Below are 18,385 nucleotides of genomic sequence, written 5' to 3' on the forward strand. Positions count from 1 at the left end.
GGTGACGCGATCACGCGGGAGGAGCGCTGCGCAGGGTGGCGACCTGGTAGAGGGCGACGGATGCCGCGATCCCGGCGTTGAGCGACTCGGTGCTCGACGAGATCGGGATCGAGACGACCTGGTCGCACGTCTCGGTCACCAGGCGCGACAGCCCCTTGCCCTCGGAGCCGACCACGATCACGACCGGCCGGTCGGCGAGCTCGAGCGCGGGGAGCGAGACGTCCCCGCCGCCGTCGAGGCCGAGGACGAACACGCCCTGCTTCTTGAAGTCCTTGAGCATCGCGGTGAGGTTCGCGGCCAGCGCGACCGGGATGCGCGCGGCGGCGCCGGCGCTCGTCTTCCACGCCGCCGAGTTGACGCTCGCCGAGCGACGCTGCGGCACGATGACCGCGTGGCCGCCGAACGCCGCGGTGGAGCGGAGGATCGCGCCCAGGTTGCGCGGGTCGGTGATGCCGTCGAGGGCGACGAACAGCGGCGTCTGGCCGGCGTCGATCACCTTCTCGAGCAGGTCCTGCGGGTGCGCGTACTCGTACGGCGGCACCTTGAGCGCGACGCCCTGGTGCACACCGTCGAAGCCGGCCATGCGGTCCAGCTCGGGGCGGGTCACCTCGAGCACGGGGATGTCACGGTGCGTGGCGATCGCCAGCATCTCCTTGACGCGGTCGTCCATCTCGACGCGCTGGGCGATGTAGAACGCGGTCGCGGGGATCTTGGCGCGCAGCGCCTCCAGGACGGAGTTGCGGCCGGTGACCGTCTCGGTGTCGTCGTCCTTCTTCGCGGGCCGCTGCGAGCGCGGCGCCGGCTGCCCGGGCTTGCCCTTGCCGCCCGCCGCGGCGTAGCGCTCGGCCGCGGCCTTGCGCTTGCCCGCGGGGTGCCACGCGCGGTCCTCCGCCTTGGGGGTCGGCCCGCGGCCCTCGAGGGACCGCTTGTTCTTGCCGCCGGTGCCCTTGGTGGGGCCCTTCTTGCCGCTCTTGCTGGCGCCGGGGCGTCCTGGCTTGGCCATCAGTTCTCCTTCATGCGGGGCGCCGCCCCGTCAGTTGTTCTCCGCGGCACGAGGAGCGTCGGCGACACTCCAATGCGTCCCGTCGGGACCGTCTTCGAGGGCGATGCCGGCCGCCGCGATCGCATCGCGGATGCGGTCGGCCGCCGCCCAGTCCTTCGCCGCGCGCGCGTCGGCACGCTGCGCGATCATCGTCTGCACCAGCGCGTCCAGGGCGGATGCCTCCGCAGACGCGTCCGTCGAGCGCCACTGCGGGTCGAGCGGGTCTATGCCGAGCACGCCGGTCATCACGGCGACGTCGGCGAACGCGCGCAGCGCCCCGTCGCGGTCGCCGGCGTCGAGGGCCGAGTTCCCGTCCCGCACCGTCTCATGCAGCACGGCGAGCCCCTGCGGCACGCCGAGGTCGTCGTCGAGCGCCGCGGCGAAGGCGGCGGGGACCGCAGCGGCGACGCGCACGTCCTCGGTGCCGCGCAGCGTCCGCAGCGCGCGCTCCTGGAAGGTGCGGATGCGCTCGAGCGCCGCCTCGGCCTCGTCGAAGGTCGAGGTCGTGATGTCGAGGCTCGACCGGTAGTGCGCCGCCGCGAGCGCGTAGCGCACGACGAGCGGGTCGCGCTCGCTCAGGAGGTCGTCTGCGAGCACGAAGTTGAACAGCGACTTCGACATCTTCTGCGCGCCGACGGTCACCAGTCCGTTGTGCACCCAGTACCGCGCGAAGCCGTCCCCGGCGGCGGTGGACTGGGCGAGCTCGTTCTCGTGATGCGGGAAGCGCAGGTCGAGACCGCCGCCGTGGATGTCGAACTCGGCGCCGAGGTAGCGCCGCGCCATCGCGGAGCACTCGATGTGCCAGCCCGGGCGCCCGGGTCCCCACGGCGACTCCCACGTCGCGGACGCGGGCTCGTCGGCCTTGGCGCCCTTCCAGAGGGCGAAGTCGCGGGGGTCGCGCTTGCCGCGCGGGTCGGCGTCGGCGGCGGGTTCCATCGCGTCCAGCGACTGCCGCGTGAGCGACCCGTACTGCTCCCACGACCGGACGTCGAAGTAGACGTCGCCCGCGGCATCCGTGTCCTCCGCGGCGGCGTAGGCGTGACCCGCCTGGATGAGCCGCGCGATGAGCTCCTGCATCTGCGGGATGGAGGCCGTCGCGCGCGGTTCGTACGTCGGCGGAAGGATCCCGATCGCGCTGTACGCGCGGGTGAACGCGAGCTCCATGCGGTAGGCCAGCGCCCACCACACTTCGCCGTCGGTCGCGTTGGCGAGCACTTTGTCGTCGATGTCGGTGACGTTGCGCACGAAGGTCACGCGGCCGTACCGATGGGTCAGCCAGCGGCGCAGGATGTCGAAGCTCAGCGCGCCGCGCAGGTGCCCGATGTGGGGGCCGGACTGCACGGTGGGACCGCAGACGTAGATAGTGACGTTTCCGGGGTCGAGCGGCACGAAGTCGCGCAGCGCCTGCGCCTTGGTGTCATACAGCTGAACCGTCACCGCACCAGCCTACCGGCGGGGGCCTGGGAGACCTGTAGAACAGTAGGGTGCTGCACGTCCTCGCCGTCCTCGCCGCCGCCGTGCTGTTCGGCACCACGGGCACGTCGCAGGCACTCGGACCCGACGGCACGACGCCGCTGTCCATCGGCGTCATGCGCATGGTGATCGGCGGCACGGGCCTCGCGATCATCGCGTTCTCGCTCGCCGCCCGTCACGCCCGGCGCCGTCCGGCGGGCACGACGCCCCCGCGCTGGGGCCTGCGGCCGCTCTCCCTCATGGTCCTCACCGGCGTCTGCATCGCGGTCTACCAGCCGCTGTTCTTCCTCGGCACCGCGCGCAACGGGGTGGCCGTCGGCACCGTCATCGCCCTGGGGTCCGCGCCGATCCTCGCCGGCCTGCTGGAGTGGGCGCTCACGCGACGGATGCCGAGCCCCACGTGGATGGGTGCGACCGCGCTCGCCACACTCGGCGTGGTGCTGCTCGGCTTCGGCGGCGAGGCGGGCACCGCCGGCGGTGCCGACGCGCTCGGGATCCTCGGCTCGGTCGGCGCGGGCGCCTCGTTCGCGGTGATCGCCAACGCCCAGCGGCGTCTCCTCGACGACGGCTGGGATCCCTTCACCGTGGTGGGCGGGATGGGGGCGAGCTCGGCGCTGCTGTGCGCGTTCGCCCTGCCGTTCGCGGACGTCACGTGGCTCGGCACCCCCTCGGGGCTCGTGATGGCGCTGTGGCTGGGCCTGGCCACGATCTCGATCGCCTATGTGCTGTTCACATGGGGTCTGAGCGGCCTGACCGCGGCCACGGCGGCCACCCTCACCCTGGGCGAGCCGTTGACCGCGAGCGTGCTCGGCATCGTCGTGCTCGGCGAGCGGCTGTCGCCCCTCGCGATCGTCGGACTGATCGTGCTGGCGGCAGGACTCGCCCTCCTGGCGTGGGGCTCGCGCACGCCCCGCGACCCCGCGCCGTTCGCCGTCGAGGCCTGACACGACCCGCACAGCGAGACGAAACACGGCCGCAATGCGGGCATGGCACACTGGCCGCGACATGCAGCGCACCATCGAGATCCGTCCCGATCACCTGACCGGCGAGGCCACCCGGCGACTGATCGCCGCCCACCTGGCCGGGATGCACGACTCGTCGCCCCCGGAGAGCGTGCACGCCCTCGACGTCGACGCGCTGCGGCATCCGTCGCTGTCGGTGTGGTCGGCGTGGATCGACGACGAGCTGGCCGGCGTCGGCGCGCTCAAGGCACTGGACTCCGACCGTGGCGAGATCAAGTCGATGCGGGTCGCCGACGGCTTCCGCGGCACAGGCGTCGGTCGGGCGCTGCTGCGCCACATCGTCGACGACGCACGCGCCCGCGGCATGACGAGCCTGTGGCTGGAGACCGGCACGACCGAGGACTTCGCGCCCGCGCAGCGGCTCTACGAGAGCGAGGGCTTCGTCGTGTGCGGGCCGTTCGAAGGGTACGGGCCCGATCCGTTCTCGCTGTTCATGACGCGGACCCTCTGACGCACGGCGTGCGGATCAGGCGGGGACGACGATCGCGACCGCGAAGGCCGACACGCCGTCGCCCCGGCCGGTGAAACCGAGCCCGTCGGTCGTCGTCGCCGACACCGACACCGGCGCGCCGCCGAGGGCGTCCGACAGCACGCGTTCGGCTTCGGTGCGACGCGCCGAGAACCGGGGCCGGTTCGCCTGCACCTGCACCGACACGTTGCCCACCCGCCAGCCCGCCTCCCCGAGGATCGCCACCGTGCGGGTGAGGAACGCCGCGGCATGCGCGCCGGCGTACTCGGGGTGATCGGTGCCGAAGTGCGTGCCGATGTCGCCGAGACCGGCCGCCGCCAGGAGCGCGTCCACGATCGCGTGCGCCACGGCATCCCCGTCCGAGTGGCCCGACAGGGCCTCTTCGCCGGGCCACTCCAGCCCGGCCAGCCACAGCACCCCGTCGCCGCCGAAGGCGTGCACGTCGGTCCCGACGCCCACGCGCGGGATCGCCGGAGCGTTGTCGAGCCGCACGGCCGCGCGAGGCGCCGGCGCCGCGAGCAGGTGGCGCGCGCGGTCGAGATCGGACGCGGTGGTGATCTTGAAGGCGAGCGGATGCCCCGCCACGGCCACGACGGTATGCCCGGCGTCCGCGACCAGCGCGGCATCGTCCGTGAACTCGGCCGTGGCGGCCTCGTATGCCGCGTCGAGCACGTCACGCCGGAACCCCTGCGGCGTCTGCGCGGCGGCCAGTTCCGAGCGGTCCACGGCGGCGACGATCCGGTCGCCCGCGACACGCTTGATGGTGTCGACCACCGGCAGCACCGGGATCACCCCCGCTGCGCCGTCGTCGACGGCGGCCACCACCCGCTCGAACACCTCCGCGGGGGTCAGCGCCCGCGCCGCGTCGTGCACCAGCACGACCTCCACGTCCGCCCACAGCGCGTCCAGCCCTGCGGCGACCGAGGCCTGCCGGGTGGCGCCGCCGGTGACGACCGACACCAGATCACGGCGGTCTCCGGCGACGGCCAGCGCCTCGCTCAGCGCGTCGCCCTCGCGGCCGGCAGGAGCGACGACGACGACCTGCGCGGAGGGCGCGGCGAGGACCTCCGTCATCGCATGGTGCAGGATGCTGCGGCCGTCGATGCCGACGAACGCCTTCGGCGCTCCGGCGCCCAGGCGCGTGCCCGAACCGGCTGCGACCACGATGACGCCCACACGCGGGACCGGGGTGATGCTCACCCGTTCACGGTATCGCGATCAGGCCGCGCCGCTCGCGCGCGTGCACCCGGGAACAGCAGAACGGCGCCCCGACCGGGGCGCCGTTCCGATGAAGTCTCAGCTCGCGAGGACCTCGTCCAGCAGCACGCTGGCCTTCTCCTCGTCGGTCTTCTCGGCGAGGGCGAGCTCGGAGACGAGGATCTGCTTCGCCTTCGCGAGCATCCGCTTCTCGCCGGCCGACAGCCCGCGGTCCTGATCGCGGCGCCACAGGTCGCGCACGACCTCGCTGACCTTGATGACGTCGCCGGAGGCGAGCTTCTCGAGGTTCGCCTTGTAGCGGCGCGACCAGTTGGTCGGCTCCTCGGTGAAGGGAGCGCGCAGCACCTCGAAGACCTTGTCCAGGCCCTCCTTGCCGATCACGTCACGGACGCCGACGAGGTCGACGTTCTCAGCGGGGACCTCGATGATCAGGTCGCCTTGCGTGACGTTGAGCTTCAGGTACTTCTTCGTCTCGCCCTTGATGATCCGGTCTTTGACCTCGATGATCGTTGCCGCCCCGTGGTGGGGGTAGACGACCGTCTCGCCAACCTCAAAAAGCATGGAGTTATGTCCTTTCGGCAACCTCCAGGATACCACAGGAGAAATACGCTAAGGTTCTCCGCCCCCCGGGTGGCCGGCGGCTCGCGCGCTGCGGAGGGGCGTGCTCCGCGGCGACCCCGGCGAGCATCTAGAATGCTGAAGAACCGTCATCCGTCTTGGGAGGATCCGTGAACCGCCGCCTCATCGCGTCGCTGGCCATCGGGGGCGCACTCGTCCTCACCACCACCGGATGCAGCATGATCTCGCCGCAGGCGACGACCATCCCCTACTCCGCCGCCGAGGGCACCAACGTCCACGGCTCCGGCCCCCTCGAGGTGCGCAACGCCCAGATCGTCGCGAACGAGGACGGCTCCAAGGGCAACTTCGTGGCCGCGGTGGTCAACCCCACCGACGAGTCGCACACGCTCAACATCGAGATCGGCGAGGGCTCGTCCTCGATCCCGCTGACGCTCAAGGTCCCCGCGAAGTCGACGGTGAGCCTGGGCGCCGAGGGCGACGAGGGCAAGAAGCCCCTGCCCGTGAAGGGTCTCGACTCCGCGCCCGGCACGGACGTCACCGTCTTCTTCCAGTCCGGCGACGCCGAGGGCGTCCTGGTGTCGGTCCCCGTGCTGGACGGATCGCTCGACTACCTCGCTCCGCTCGCTCCGCGCTGAGCGCGCGACACCGCGTGCGAAGAGGGCGCCCCCGACCGGGGCGCCCTCTTCGCACGTCCGGGGCTCAGCCCTCGAAGCGGTACCCGAGGCCGCGCACGGTGACGAGCATCTCGGGCGAGCCCGGGTTCTCCTCGATGCGCGACCGGATGCGCTTGATGTGGACGTCGAGCGTCTTGGTGTCGCCGAAGTAGTCGCTCCCCCACACCCGATCGATGAGCTGCCCGCGCGTGAGCACGCGCCCGGCGTTGCGCATCAGCACCTCGAGCAGCTCGAATTCCTTGAGCGGCATGTTGATCTCGCCGCCGTTGACCGCGACCGTGTGCCGGTCGATGTCGAGCACGACGCGGCCGCCTTCGAGCACGCGCTCCTCGAGGTCGGCGTCGATCTGCGAGAACCGGCGCAGGACGGCGCGCATGCGCGCGAGCAGCTCCCTGGCCGAGTACGGCTTCGTGACGTAGTCGTCCGCGCCGAGCTCCAGGCCCACCACGATGTCCACCTCCGAGTCCTTCGCGGTGAGCATGATGATGGGCACCGAGGAGCTCGCCCGGATCTGGCGGCACACCTCGGTCCCCGGCATCCCGGGCAGCATCAGATCCAGCAGCACGATATCGGCGCCGCGCTCGCGGAAGGCGCTGAGCGCGAACGGGCCGTCCTCGGCGATCTCGACGTCGTAGCCCTCGCGACGCAGAAGGTAGGCGAGCGGGTCGGCGAGGTCTGGCTCGTCCTCGACGATCAGGACGCGGGTCATGCGGGGTCTCCGTTCGGGATGGGAGCGGCTGCCGCGTCGACCGTGCGGGCGACGGGGGCGGATGCCGCGGCGGTGCGCTTCTTCTTGCGGCCGCGCTTGGGGGCGGGATCGATCGCCGGGGCGTCGACCTCGGGCAGGCGGATGGTGAACGTCGAGCCACGCCCGGGGCGCGACCACAGCCGCACCTCGCCCCCGTGGCGCTGCACGGCGTGCTTGACGATCGACAGGCCCAGCCCGCTCCCGCCGGTGCGGCGTGCGCGGGCGGGGTCGGCGCGGTAGAAGCGCTCGAAGACGCGGTCCTGGTCGCCTTCGGCGATGCCGATGCCGCGGTCGGTGACCGCGATCTCGACCACGCGGTCGACGGCCTTGATGCCGACGCCGACGCTGGATCCGCGCGGCGAGTAGGCGATCGCGTTCGCGATGAGGTTGCCGACCGCCTCGCTGAGCACCTGCGCGTCGCCGTGCACGTACAGCCCGCGAGCGCCGCCGCGCACCACCTCGACGCCGGCGGAGTCGGCCTGGATCGCGTGGGCGTCCAGCGCCGAGGCCACGACCTCGTCGATCGACACGTCCTGCTGCGGCAGCTCGTCGGAGGCCTGCAGGCGCGACAGGTTCATGATGCGGGAGGTCAGCAGCGCCAGCCGGGATGCCTCCGCCTGCAGCCGCGCCGTGAAGATGCGCACCTGCGGCGGATCGTCGGCGGCCGATTCGATCGCCTCCGCGAGGAGGCTGACCGCGCCGACAGGGGTCTTCAGCTCATGGCTCGTGTTCGCGACGAAGTCGCGGCGCATCTCCTCCACGCGCTCGCGCTCGGTGATGTCGCGCAGCACCAGGAGCGTGAGCCGCGGCGAGATCCGCGAGGCGCGCACCACCACCAGGCGCGGCTCGGCCGGCGGCGCGCCGCGGCGCAGCCGCATCGTCTCGGTCGCCGAGGTCTCGGTGACCACCGCGTCGCTCGTGCGCACGCGGCGCGCGAGCACGCGCAGTTCGTCGGCGGGAAGGGTCCCCCCCTCGACGAGGTCGAACCCTGCCGCGGCCGCGGAGGCCGCCAGCACGGTGAACGACGCGTCGACGACGACCGCCGGGTCGTCCATGCCGTGCAGCACGCCGCGCACGCCGTCGGGGATCTCCACCGACTGCTGCGCGAACGCGCGATCGCGCGCCCGCATCGCGGCGACGACGACGGCCGAGATCGAGCCGCCGATGATGATCCCCGCGAGAAGGGCGAGCAGCGCGAGCTGCGTCGAGTCCATGCGACAAGCGTACGGGCAGGGAACCGGCCGGATCGGACCAGAACGGGAAGGGGCCGGGAGGAGCCGGGTACTGTTCACCACGGAGGCACCGTCCGTTAACCTTCCCTGGCGAGAATCTCCGGGGCGCGGCGCAAGCCTCCCCGGAATCAGGAAAGGTGCGTCGGAATGCGCGAAGTCTTCCATCAGTCCCTCGAGGACGTGCAGGGCCGGCTCGTCGAGATCGCCGAGCTCGTCACGGTCGCGATCGACAAGGCGACCCGCGCGTTCGGCACGAGCGACGTCTCACTGGCCGAGGAGGTCATCGAGGCCGACGCGGTCATCGACGAGAAGGCCGTCGAGCTCGACGAGCTCGCCATCGAGATCCTCGCCCGCCAGCAGCCGGTCGCCCGCGACCTGCGCATCGTGGTGAGCGCGCTGCGCATGAGCGCCTCGCTCGAGCGCATGGGCGACATCGCCGAGCACATCGCGCAGCTCACCCGTATGCGCTTCCCCGAGCGCGCCATCCCGAAGGGCCTGAAGTCGACGTTCCTCAAGATGGGCGAGCTCGACGTCGAGGCCGCCCGTCAGCTCACCGAGCTGCTGCGCACGCAGGACGGCGACCTCATCGACGAGATCCGCAACGCCGACGACCATCTGGACGAGCTGCACGTGTCGGTGTTCGAGAAGGTGCTCAGCGACAGCTGGCAGGGCGACCCGTCCGCCACCGTCGACGCGACGCTCGCCAGTCGCTACCACGAGCGTTTCGGCGACCACGCGGTGTCCGTGGCGAAGAAGGTGGCCTATCTGTCCACCGGCGATTGGACCACCGCCACCGACACGCTCGACGTGATCACGAACGCGGACTGAGCCGCCGCACGCGACCGCCGCAGACGAGAAGAGCGGATGCCTSGGGGGGAGGCATCCGCTCTTCTGTCGTTCGTGAGGTCAGGCCTTGCCCTGGTTCGCGACCGCGGCGGCGCCGGCGGCGGCGGCTTCGGGGTCGAGGTACTCGCCCGGACCGAGGGGCTCGAGGTTCTCGTCGAGGCGGTACACCAGCGGGATGCCGGTGGGGATGTTGAGCTCGGCGATGTCGGCGTCGCTGATGCCGTCGAGGTGCTTCACGAGACCGCGCAGCGAGTTGCCGTGCGCCGTGACGAGCACGGTCTTGCCGGCCTTGAGGTCCGGCACGATCTCGCTGTGCCAGTAGGGCAGCATGCGGTCGATGACGAGCTTGAGCGACTCGGTGTCGGGCACCTCGCCGTCGATACCGACGTAGCGCGGGTCGCCGACCTGGCTGTACTGGTCGTCGGCGGGCAGCGGCGGCGGCGGAACGTCGAACGAGCGGCGCCACAGCATGAACTGCTCGTCGCCGAACTCGGCGAGGGTCTGCGCCTTGTCCTTGCCCTGCAGCGCGCCGTAGTGGCGCTCGTTCAGGCGCCACGAGCGCTTGACGGGGATCCAGAGCCGGTCGGCGGCGTCCAGCGCGATGTCGGCGGTCTGGATGGCGCGGCTGAGCACCGAGGTGTGCAGCACGTCGGGGAGGATGCCGGACTCGGCGAGCAGCTCGCCGCCTCGCTGGGCTTCGGCCGTGCCCTGATCGGTGAGCCGGACGTCGACCCAGCCCGTGAACTGGTTGGTCTTGTTCCACTCGCTCTGGCCGTGTCGGAGGAGGATCAGCGTGTAGGGCGCGGTCATGCGCCCCATGATATCCGCGGTGCGGCGCGAGCACCGGCGCTGTGTCGGCCGGCGTCGGCCCATCGGCTGGCATCATGGAGGACATGGCGCGAGGACCGGTCGGACAGATCACTCGCGGCACCACCGGCACGAACCGGCTGCGGCGCGTGGACCGCTGGATCGCCCGGCATCCGTCCCTCCGCCGCAGCGCCGACCCGCTCGTCGTCGACCTCGGCTACGGCGCGAGCGGCGTCACCGCGCTCGAGCTGTACGCACGGCTCTCGCGCGCGCGCCCCGATGTGGAGGTGCTCGGTCTCGAGATCGACCCGGCCCGCGTGACCCGCGCCCGCGCGCAGCTGGAGCAGGTGCGTGCCGGCGGCACGCCCTTCGCCCCGGACGCGCGCGTCTCGTTCGCCCGCGGCGGGTTCGAGGTGCCCGTCGCCCACGGCAGACGGCCGGCGGTCGTGCGGGCGTTCAACGTGCTGCGCCAGTACGACGAAGCAGACGTGGCCGCGGCGTGGGAGACGATGGCCGCGCGCCTGGCGCCGGACGGCCTCCTGGTCGAGGGCACGTGCGACGAGATCGGCCGCATCGCGACGTGGGCGGCGATCGGGCCGGACGCGGTGCCCCGCACCCTCACGGTGTCGCTGCGACTGGCCGGGCTGCAGCATCCGTCCGTCGCCGCCGAGCGGCTCCCCAAGGCCCTCATCCATCGCAACGTCCCGGGCGAGCGCGTGCATGCCTTCTTGGAGGCGCTGGACGCAGAGTGGGACCGTGCGGCCGCGGTCTCGCCGTTCGGCCCGGTGCACCGCTGGCGCACCGCGCTGTCGGCGCTGGTGGACGCGGGGTGGCCGGTCCTGGAGCGGTCGCGGTGGCGGCTGGGCGAGGTCACCGTGCCGTGGGATGCCGTCGCCCCGCGCTGAGCGGAGTGGTCACACGCGCGGCAGCAGGGCACGGGCCTCGGCGGAGGTCAGGCCCGTCGCGGTGAGGAGGTCCACCGCGAGCGGGCGCATCGCCGTGAGGAGGTTCTGCTCGCCCTGGGACCCGTCCGGGAGGATCGCCACCGGGTCGAGCCGGGACGCCACCGCGCGAACAGCCTCCCGCGCCGCCGGCAGCAGGGAGATGTCGTCCAGCCCCTCCCCGACGAGCGCGGCCGCGCGCATCAGCTCGGACAGCACCTCCGCGGGCACCGGCCGACGCTGCCCGTCGTCGCACAGGTACACCGCCCGCCGGGCGACGACGCGGAGGTTGCGCGTCGCGAAGTCCATCGCCTCCAGCACGGCGTGGTGCCGGCGCAGCTCCGCCCGCTGCGGCCGCAGCCACGGCGAGAAGCCGGCGACGGCGAGACCGGAATCCAGCGAGGCGCGCCATTCGTCGATGCGCGGCGCGATCGCGCGCGCCTTCTCGAGCCCGCGGGCCGCGCGCAGCGCGTCGCCCCGGCGCAGCGCCTGCGCGATCGTGCGGGCCGCGGAATCGGCCGCGGCGAACACCGCGTGGCCGTCACGGGCCTCCTCACGGCGGGGGTTGCGCGGGATGAGCGCGGTCACCAGGAGCGCCGCGACACCGCCGATGATGCCGTCCACGAGCCGCCCGAAGGGCTGCGTCGCCGGCAGCGACATCACGATCGACGCCTGGATGCCGGCCATGATCGCGAACGGCGGGTACGGCGACAGGAACCTCGCGACCACGAGCGTGACGCCCAGTGCGAGGGCCAGCTGCCACCAGCCCGGCCCCACGACCACGACGAAACCTTCGGCGACGAGGATGCCGACCAGCATCCCGACCACGGTCTCGAGCACGCGCAGCGGTCGGGCGTCGCGCACCAGACCCAGGCTCGAGATCGTCACGGTCGCGGCCAGCAGCGGCGCGGCGTGCCCCACGACGTAGTGCGCGAAGGCCCACGCGGCGGTCGCGGCGACCGTGATCTGGACGATCGCGATGGCCGACCCGCGCACCCGGAGCAGCTGCGGGCGGAGGTCGAGGCGCGCACGCCAGCCTGTCGGGACGGCCTGGGTGATCGCGGCGGTGTCGCCGTCGCCGCTCACCGCGGACTCCCCTACTTCGCCGCCGCGCGGCGCGACAGCCGGGTGATCCGGGGCACGTTGGCCGTGGCGCCCGCGTCGGGCGGCACGACGACCTCCTGGGCCGCGGCGACCGCACCGTCGACGGTGTCGACGGTGAGCGCGGCGTCGACGGGCGTCGTGCGACGCAGCACCGCGAGCGCGATCGGGCCCTCCTCGTAGTGGAGCGCGGCCGACGTCACGACGCCGACCTCGTCGTCGCCCAGGCGCACGGCGGCGAAGTGCTCGGGCAGCACGCTCGCCGATCCGTCGAGCTGCAGCGCCACCAGCCGCCGGGGCGGGTGACCCAGGTTGTGCACCTTGGCGATCGTCTCCTGGCCGCGGTAGCACCCCTTGTCGAGGTGCACGGCGGTGCGCAGCCAGTCCAGCTCGTGCGGGAGCGCCCGCTCGTCGACGTCGGTCGTCCAGCGGGGGCGCCATGCGGCCACGCGCAGCGCGTCGGCCGCGACGAGGCCCGCAAGCTCCAGCTCGCCGCGGGCGGCGGCATCCGCGATCCGCTGCTCCTCGTCGCGCGTCACGATGGCCTCGGCCCAGTCGCGGTCGGCTCCGGGGTGCGGGTCGACCGGCGCGTAGGCGTAGCCGCCGGCGGAGACGCCCGGCCACGGGTCGCGCCACACCAGCGGCACGCCGGAGGGCGCGGCGATGCTCAGGCGCTCCACCGCAGCAGCGGTGCCGCCGACCACCGCGTACTCGTCGTCGGCGATGCGGGGGTTCACGCGCAGGCGGAAGCGCATCTTGCGGAGCCAGTCGAACAGGCCCGCGGCGTCGGCGCGGTCGGCGATGAGCCATGCGGTCTCGCCGTCGTCGACGACGGATGCCGCATGCTCCACGTGCCCCTGCGGGTCGAGGATGAGCAGCTCCGTGCCGACGCCGGGCGCGAGCCGGGCCAGCGCCTGCGACGAGAGCGAGTCGAGCCACGTGAGGCGGTCCTCGCCGGGGACGGCGATGACGACGCGGTCCGCGCGCGGGGCGATCGCCGCACCGGACGCGAGGCGACGCTGCTCGGCGAGCGGGTTGCCCAGGTGCTGGAGACCCGTCTCGTCGACGACGGCTCCGGGCACGGCGGCGAAGGAGGCGGACATCACTCGACCTTCGCGAGGCGGGCCGACGCGTGGGCCGACAGTTCGAACCCGAGCGCGGCGATGTCCCACGCCCACAGCAGATGCCCGTCGACGAGCCCGTACATGCGGGTCGCGGCGGAGTACGACTTGGCGCCGGCAGGACGGACCACGGCGTCGGTCGCGATGTCGATGCGCGGGCCCTTGATCTGGCCGAGGTACAGCTCGCTCACACCGTCGGCGTGGACGAGGACCGCCTCCAGGTCGAAGCCGCCGTCGGCGTTGCGCAGCTTCTCGATGTCGTCGGCGGTGCGCGCCGCCGGCGGCGCGAGCGGCGGGAGGAGTCCGGGACCGGCATCGGCGTCGCCAGCCGGACGCGACAGGCGCCAGTAGCCGAGCTCGGCGACGAGCCGCGTGCGCGACTCGGGATCGGCGTCGTTCAGCCACGCCTCGGCGGAGTAGTTCAGGTAGTCGCCGCCGTCATGGCTGAAGCTCACGCGATGCGTGAACTCGCCGGTGTAGGCGTGCTCGCCGTAGTCGATGACCCCGGTGCCCTCCCAGACGCCGATGAGCCACGACAGCGGCACGAGCTCCGCGGGGAGGTCGGTCGGGATGCCGATCACGACGGGACCCGTCAGCGCTGGCCGCGGTAGAGGTTCTTGACGACGACGGCGGAGACGAAGACGATCGCCAGCGACGCCAGACCGAGCAGGCCCACGAAGAACAGTTCGAGCGCGACGGTATCCATACGACCGAGTCTAGCCGGGAACGAGGGCCGCCAGACCGAACCCCAGGCTGATGACGCCCATCACCAGCGCCGCACCGAGCACACTGCCGGCGACGCGCTCGGTGAATCCCTGCGAACGCCCCGACCACAGCTGCACCGCGAACGCCGCGATGAGGCATCCGCCCAATCCCACGCCCAGCCATGCGGCCCGCGCGTCAGGCGTCGAGAAGATGCCGATCAGGATCGCGATGACGGCCGCGAGCACCCACACCGCGATGATGCCACCGAGGGTGCGACGGGGGGCGAGTTCAGGAACGGCCACGTCATCCATCATTGCTCATCGCCTCCTGCGGCGCACCCGGGGCGGGCCGTTCCGCGGCGTCACGCTTTCCGGCCGCGGCGGCGCCACGCCCTACACTGGGGTTCGCGGCGCGCCCCCCACGCGCCGGGAAGGCGATCCATTGGCACAGCTCCTGGTTCTCAGTTCCACACACGGCGGCGGACCCGTGCTGCCCTCGCTCGAACTGCTGAGCCACCGCGTGCGCCTGATCCCCGCGGAGCCCGCCCAGCTGGTCAACGCCCCGACCGCCGACGTCATCTTCGTCGATGCGCGCGTGGACCTGGTCGGCGCCAAGTCGCTGTGCAAGATCCTCAACACCACGGGTCTGGACGCGCCGCTGCTGCTGGTCGTGACCGAGGGGGGCCTGACCGCCGTGTCGCCGGACTGGGGCGTCGACGACGTCATCCTCTTCACCGCAGGCCCCGCCGAGGTCGACGCGCGCATCCGCCTCGCCGTGGGCAGGCAGTCGGCCGAGCAGGTGTCCACCCGCATCCAGACCTCGGGCATCACGATCGACGAGTCGTCGTACTCGGCGAAGGTGCACGGCAGGACGCTCGACCTCACCTACAAGGAGTTCCAGCTCCTCCACTTCTTCGCCACGCACCCCTCGCGGGTGTTCACCCGCGAGCAGCTGCTCAGCGAGGTGTGGGGCTACGACTACTTCGGCGGCACGCGCACCGTCGACGTGCACGTGCGGCGCCTGCGGGCCAAGCTCGGCGACATGGAGCAGCTGATCGGCACGGTGCGCAACGTGGGCTATCGCTTCAACGTCTACGAGGACGAGCCGGAACCGGCGCCCCGCGAACGCACCGACGCCTGACGGCGCGCCTATCCGCGGTATCCCACGAGCGCCGTCCTGAGCGAGCGAAGCGAGACGAAGGGTTCACACTCTCGTCACGTGACCCTGCAATGATGAGGGGATGATCGAACCCGAGGTGCTGGACGCCGGCCTGGGCGACGCGGACGACGACGACTTCGACCTGTCGGAGGTGTTCGACTCCCAGCTGCCCGACCACCGCTATCTGGACCGCGAGCTCAGCTGGCTCGCCTTCAACCAGCGCGTGCTCGAACTGGCGGAGGATCCGCACCAGCCGGTGCTGGAGCGGGCGAACTTCCTGGCCATCTTCGCGAGCAACCTCGACGAGTTCTTCATGGTGCGCGTCGCAGGCCTCAAGCGCCGCATCGTGACCGGTCTCGCGGTGCCCACCAACGTGGGCCGCTCCCCCGCCGACGTGCTCGGCGACATCTCCGCCGAGGCCCACCGGCTTCAACTGCGCCATGCCGAGGCGTGGATGCACCTCGTCAAGCCCGCGATGGAGGATGCCGGCATCCAGGTCGTCTCCTACGACGCGCTGGACGCCGACGAGCGCGAACAGCTCTACGACTACTTCCAGGCACAGGTCTTCCCGGTCTTGATGCCGCTCGCGGTGGACCCCGCCCACCCCTTCCCCTACATCTCCGGCCTGTCGCTGAACCTCGCCATCCGCATCCGGAGCGCCCGGACAGGCCGCCAGGAGTTCGCGCGACTCAAGGTGCCGCCGATGCTGCCGCGGTTCGTGGAGCTGCCGTCGGTCGACGGCACCGTGCGTTACCTCCCGCTCGAGGACCTCATCTCGAACCACCTCGACGACCTGTTCCCCGGCATGGAGGTGCTCGACCACCACGCGTTCCGCCTCACTCGCAACGAGGACGTGGCGATCGAGGAGGACGAGACCGAGAACCTCATCCAGGCGCTCGAGGCCGAGCTGCTGCGTCGCCGTTTCGGCCCGCCGATCCGGCTCGAGATCACCGACGACATGGACGACGTGACGCTCGACCTCCTCATCAAGGAGCTCGACATCACCGAGCAGGAGGTCTACCGCCTCCCCGGTCCGCTGGACCTTCGCGGCCTGTTCGATCTGCGCATCGACCGGCCCGACCTGCGGTACAAGCCGCACGTGCCGACGACCGCGACGGCGTTCCAGCCGGGCGACAACAACGAGCGCCCCGACATCTTCGCCGCGATCCGCAAGGGCGACGTGCTGGTGCACCACCCGTACGAGTCGTTCGCGACGAGCGTGCAGGCCTTCCTCGAGCAGGCGGCCAAGGACCCGCACGTGCTGGCCATCAAGCAGACGCTGTACCGCACGTCGGGCGACAGCCCGATCGTCGAGGCGCTCATCGACGCCGCAGAGGCCGGCAAGCAGGTCCTCGCGCTGGTGGAGATCAAGGCGCGGTTCGACGAGGCCAACAACATCGTGTGGGCACGCAAGCTCGAGAAGGCCGGCGTCCACGTCGTGTACGGCCTGGTGGGCCTGAAGACGCACTGCAAGCTGGCCCTGGTCATCCGCGAAGAGGGCGGCGTGCTGCGCAGCTACAGCCACGTCGGAACGGGCAACTACAACCCGAAGACCAGTCGCATCTACGAGGACTTCGGCCTTTTCACCGCCGACGACCAGGTCGGCCGCGACCTCACCCGCCTGTTCAACGAGCTCAGCGGCTACGCGATCGAGAAGAAGTTCAAGCGGATCCTCGTCGCGCCCCTGCATCTGCGCAAGGGCCTGCTCCGGCTCATCGAGAAGGAGCGCCGCAACGCCCTGGCGGGCAAGCCCGCCGGCGTGCGGATCAAGGTCAACTCGATCGTCGACGAGCAGATCATCGACGCCCTCTACCGCGCCAGCCAGGCGGGCGTGAAGGTGGAGGTCTGCGTACGCGGCATCTGCTCGCTCAAGCCCGGCGTCGAGGGCATGAGCGAGAACATCACGGTCCGCTCCATCCTCGGCCGCTACCTCGAGCACTCGCGCATCTTCGCCTTCCACAACGACGGCGACCCGATCGTGTACATCGGCAGCGCCGACATGATGCACCGCAACCTCGATCGCCGCGTCGAGGCGCTCGTGCGCGTCTCGACCCCCGCCCACGTGAAGGAGGTCAACGACCTGTTCACGCTGTCCATGAGCGATACGACCAGTTCGTGGCACCTCGGCGCGGACGGCGAGTGGACCCGCCACCACCTCGACGAGGAGGGCAAGCCGCTGCTGGACCTGCAGGACCGGACCATGACCAACGTGCAGCGCCGCCGGCGGGCACGGGCGGTGCGATGACCGAGACCGCCGTCTACGCAGCCGGCGGGGTGGTCTGGCGCGTCGTCGACGGCAAGCTCCGCGTGCTGCTGATCCACCGCACCAAGTACCGGGACCTGACGCTGCCCAAGGGCAAGGTCGATCCCGGCGAGATGCTCGCCGAGACCGCGGTGCGGGAGATCCACGAGGAGACCGGCATCCGTGTCGCCCTCGGGGTCCCCGTCGGGGTGTCCCGCTACCGCATGCCGAGCAAGCGCATCAAGATCGTGCACTACTGGGCGGCCGAGGCGACGGATGCCGCCATCCGCGCGTCCGTGTTCGTCCCCAACAAGGAGATCGCCGCCCTCGAGTGGGTCTCGCCCAAGAAGGCGCTCAAGCGGCTCAGCTACCCCGTCGACATCGAGATCGTGGAGAACTTCGTCCGGCTCGTCGATGAAGGGGTGCTGCGCACCTTCCCCATCATCGCGCTGCGGCATGCCAAGGCGGTCCCCCGCGAGGAGTGGAAGGGGAAGGATGCCGCACGGCCGCTGGCGCCGCGCGGACGCAAGCAGGCCACCTCGATCGTGGGGCCGCTCATGGCGTTCGGGGTCCGCAGGATCGTGTCCAGCCCCGCGACCCGGTGCGTGAAGACCGTCGCTCCGCTATCGGCGGCGATCGGGCGCGAGATCGACGCCACCAAGCTCATCAGCCAGGATGCCTGGGAGGACGGCCGGTCCGACCCGCGCACCGTGATCGGCCAGCGGGTGCGCTCCCGCAAGCCCGCCGTGCTGTGCAGCCACGGACCGGTGCTGCCCGACATCCTGAGCGAACTGGCCCTGGCCACCGGCACGCTGCGCGGGTCCTACCTCGGCAGCGCCTCCGCGCTCGAGCCCGGGGCGTTCTCGGTCGTGCACCTGTCGGTCGACAACCCGGGATCCGGGATCGTCACCATCGAGACGCACGAACCGAAGGTCTGACGCTGCGGCGACGCCGAGCGCCCAGGTGAACGACCGGCGCGCGGATGCCGCGGAAAACCGCGGAACACG

Annotated in this window: 19 protein-coding genes; 8 read left to right on the top strand and 11 right to left on the bottom strand. The window is 71.7% G+C overall.

The features are described from left to right. Positions 1–10: 10 nt before the first annotated feature. Positions 11–1,003: a 23S rRNA (guanosine(2251)-2'-O)-methyltransferase RlmB gene (rlmB, locus tag AC1DDU_RS01820; protein ID WP_477430920.1), complete on the bottom strand. Its 993-nt coding sequence runs from the start codon at positions 1,001–1,003 to the stop codon at positions 11–13. 30 nt (positions 1,004–1,033) lie between these two features. After that, on the bottom strand, positions 1,034–2,479 hold the full coding sequence (gene cysS / locus AC1DDU_RS01825) for a cysteine--tRNA ligase (RefSeq protein WP_477430921.1): 1,446 nt from the start codon (positions 2,477–2,479) through the stop codon (positions 1,034–1,036). Between the two features lie 47 nt (positions 2,480–2,526). On the opposite strand from cysS, the gene AC1DDU_RS01830 reads away from it, so the two are divergent. Both AC1DDU_RS01830 and AC1DDU_RS01835 read left to right on the top strand, forming a co-directional pair. Then, positions 2,527–3,459 carry a DMT family transporter gene (locus AC1DDU_RS01830; RefSeq protein WP_477430922.1) on the top strand — a complete coding sequence of 311 codons (933 nt, stop codon included), beginning with the start codon at positions 2,527–2,529 and terminating at the stop codon, positions 3,457–3,459. 61 nt (positions 3,460–3,520) lie between these two features. After that, positions 3,521–3,988: a GNAT family N-acetyltransferase gene (locus tag AC1DDU_RS01835; RefSeq protein WP_477430923.1), complete on the top strand. Its 468-nt coding sequence runs from the start codon at positions 3,521–3,523 to the stop codon at positions 3,986–3,988. A 15-nt stretch (positions 3,989–4,003) separates the two neighbouring features. Here AC1DDU_RS01835 and ispD read toward each other — a convergent pair whose 3' ends face one another. Together ispD and AC1DDU_RS01845 are read right to left on the bottom strand one after the other, a co-directional pair. Continuing rightward, the gene (gene ispD, locus AC1DDU_RS01840) at positions 4,004–5,206 is read right to left on the bottom strand and encodes a 2-C-methyl-D-erythritol 4-phosphate cytidylyltransferase (RefSeq protein ID WP_477430924.1); all 1,203 of its coding nucleotides are present in this window, start codon (positions 5,204–5,206) and stop codon (positions 4,004–4,006) included. Between the two features lie 96 nt (positions 5,207–5,302). Next, positions 5,303–5,785, bottom strand: a complete 483-nt coding sequence (locus AC1DDU_RS01845) for a CarD family transcriptional regulator (protein WP_426320876.1) — start codon at positions 5,783–5,785, stop codon at positions 5,303–5,305. 167 nt (positions 5,786–5,952) lie between these two features. On the opposite strand from AC1DDU_RS01845, the gene AC1DDU_RS01850 reads away from it, so the two are divergent. Continuing rightward, a complete protein-coding gene (locus AC1DDU_RS01850; RefSeq protein WP_477430925.1) occupies positions 5,953–6,438 on the top strand; it encodes a DNA modification methylase in 486 nt (161 codons plus the stop codon). A 64-nt stretch (positions 6,439–6,502) separates the two neighbouring features. Here AC1DDU_RS01850 and AC1DDU_RS01855 read toward each other — a convergent pair whose 3' ends face one another. After that, complete coding sequence (locus AC1DDU_RS01855; protein WP_477430926.1) at positions 6,503–7,186, bottom strand: response regulator; 684 nt, start codon at positions 7,184–7,186, stop codon at positions 6,503–6,505. Further along, positions 7,183–8,439, bottom strand: coding sequence for a sensor histidine kinase (locus AC1DDU_RS01860; RefSeq protein ID WP_477430927.1), 1,257 nt, complete (start codon positions 8,437–8,439; stop codon positions 7,183–7,185). Before AC1DDU_RS01860 ends, AC1DDU_RS01855 begins: the two co-directional genes overlap by 4 nt. A 165-nt stretch (positions 8,440–8,604) precedes the next feature. On the opposite strand from AC1DDU_RS01860, the gene phoU reads away from it, so the two are divergent. Next, entirely contained in the window at positions 8,605–9,285 is a 681-nt protein-coding gene (gene phoU, locus AC1DDU_RS01865; RefSeq protein ID WP_477430928.1) for a phosphate signaling complex protein PhoU, read from the top strand. Positions 9,286–9,363: 78 nt separating this feature from the next. Here the strand turns inward: phoU and AC1DDU_RS01870 are convergent, their stop codons facing one another. After that, positions 9,364–10,113, bottom strand: coding sequence for a phosphoglyceromutase (locus AC1DDU_RS01870; RefSeq protein WP_477430929.1), 750 nt, complete (start codon positions 10,111–10,113; stop codon positions 9,364–9,366). Between the two features lie 83 nt (positions 10,114–10,196). Here AC1DDU_RS01870 and AC1DDU_RS01875 point away from each other — a divergent pair, with 83 nt between their 5' ends. Further along, positions 10,197–11,015, top strand: coding sequence for a class I SAM-dependent methyltransferase (locus tag AC1DDU_RS01875; RefSeq protein ID WP_477430930.1), 819 nt, complete (start codon positions 10,197–10,199; stop codon positions 11,013–11,015). 9 nt (positions 11,016–11,024) lie between these two features. Here AC1DDU_RS01875 and AC1DDU_RS01880 read toward each other — a convergent pair whose 3' ends face one another. The 4 genes from AC1DDU_RS01880 to AC1DDU_RS01895 form a co-directional block, all read right to left on the bottom strand. Further along, the gene (locus tag AC1DDU_RS01880) at positions 11,025–12,137 is read right to left on the bottom strand and encodes an FUSC family protein (protein WP_477430931.1); all 1,113 of its coding nucleotides are present in this window, start codon (positions 12,135–12,137) and stop codon (positions 11,025–11,027) included. Positions 12,138–12,148: 11 nt separating this feature from the next. Further along, positions 12,149–13,255, bottom strand: coding sequence for a CAF17-like 4Fe-4S cluster assembly/insertion protein YgfZ (ygfZ, locus tag AC1DDU_RS01885; RefSeq protein WP_477430932.1), 1,107 nt, complete (start codon positions 13,253–13,255; stop codon positions 12,149–12,151). Then, on the bottom strand, positions 13,255–13,854 hold the full coding sequence (locus tag AC1DDU_RS01890; protein WP_477430933.1) for a nitrobindin family protein: 600 nt from the start codon (positions 13,852–13,854) through the stop codon (positions 13,255–13,257). The genes ygfZ and AC1DDU_RS01890 overlap by 1 nt, the downstream gene beginning before the upstream one ends. A 135-nt stretch (positions 13,855–13,989) precedes the next feature. Beyond that, complete coding sequence (locus AC1DDU_RS01895) at positions 13,990–14,289, bottom strand: hypothetical protein (RefSeq protein WP_477433397.1); 300 nt, start codon at positions 14,287–14,289, stop codon at positions 13,990–13,992. Positions 14,290–14,419: 130 nt separating this feature from the next. On the opposite strand from AC1DDU_RS01895, the gene AC1DDU_RS01900 reads away from it, so the two are divergent. The 3 genes from AC1DDU_RS01900 (at position 14,420) to AC1DDU_RS01910 (ending at position 18,316) form a co-directional block, all read left to right on the top strand. Continuing rightward, complete coding sequence (locus AC1DDU_RS01900; protein ID WP_477430934.1) at positions 14,420–15,118, top strand: response regulator transcription factor; 699 nt, start codon at positions 14,420–14,422, stop codon at positions 15,116–15,118. Between the two features lie 100 nt (positions 15,119–15,218). After that, entirely contained in the window at positions 15,219–17,381 is a 2,163-nt protein-coding gene (locus AC1DDU_RS01905; RefSeq protein ID WP_477430935.1) for an RNA degradosome polyphosphate kinase, read from the top strand. Next, positions 17,378–18,316 carry an NUDIX hydrolase gene (locus tag AC1DDU_RS01910; protein ID WP_477430936.1) on the top strand — a complete coding sequence of 313 codons (939 nt, stop codon included), beginning with the start codon at positions 17,378–17,380 and terminating at the stop codon, positions 18,314–18,316. The genes AC1DDU_RS01905 and AC1DDU_RS01910 overlap by 4 nt, the downstream gene beginning before the upstream one ends. Positions 18,317–18,385: the final 69 nt, after the last annotated feature.

Source organism: Microbacterium sp. 05T445 (assembly GCF_056395865.1).

Coding starts and splice junctions, on each gene's coding strand:
- AC1DDU_RS01910 (WP_477430936.1), top strand. CDS start 17,378: ATGACCGAGACCGCCGTCTACGCAGCCGGCGGGGTGGTCTGGCGCGTC.
- ygfZ (WP_477430932.1), bottom strand. CDS start 13,255: ATGTCCGCCTCCTTCGCCGCCGTGCCCGGAGCCGTCGTCGACGAGACG.
- AC1DDU_RS01870 (WP_477430929.1), bottom strand. CDS start 10,113: ATGACCGCGCCCTACACGCTGATCCTCCTCCGACACGGCCAGAGCGAG.
- AC1DDU_RS01835 (WP_477430923.1), top strand. CDS start 3,521: ATGCAGCGCACCATCGAGATCCGTCCCGATCACCTGACCGGCGAGGCC.
- phoU (WP_477430928.1), top strand. CDS start 8,605: ATGCGCGAAGTCTTCCATCAGTCCCTCGAGGACGTGCAGGGCCGGCTC.
- AC1DDU_RS01855 (WP_477430926.1), bottom strand. CDS start 7,186: ATGACCCGCGTCCTGATCGTCGAGGACGAGCCAGACCTCGCCGACCCG.
- AC1DDU_RS01895 (WP_477433397.1), bottom strand. CDS start 14,289: ATGGATGACGTGGCCGTTCCTGAACTCGCCCCCCGTCGCACCCTCGGT.
- AC1DDU_RS01905 (WP_477430935.1), top strand. CDS start 15,219: ATGATCGAACCCGAGGTGCTGGACGCCGGCCTGGGCGACGCGGACGAC.
- rlmB (WP_477430920.1), bottom strand. CDS start 1,003: ATGGCCAAGCCAGGACGCCCCGGCGCCAGCAAGAGCGGCAAGAAGGGC.
- AC1DDU_RS01860 (WP_477430927.1), bottom strand. CDS start 8,439: ATGGACTCGACGCAGCTCGCGCTGCTCGCCCTTCTCGCGGGGATCATC.
- AC1DDU_RS01845 (WP_426320876.1), bottom strand. CDS start 5,785: ATGCTTTTTGAGGTTGGCGAGACGGTCGTCTACCCCCACCACGGGGCG.
- AC1DDU_RS01875 (WP_477430930.1), top strand. CDS start 10,197: ATGGCGCGAGGACCGGTCGGACAGATCACTCGCGGCACCACCGGCACG.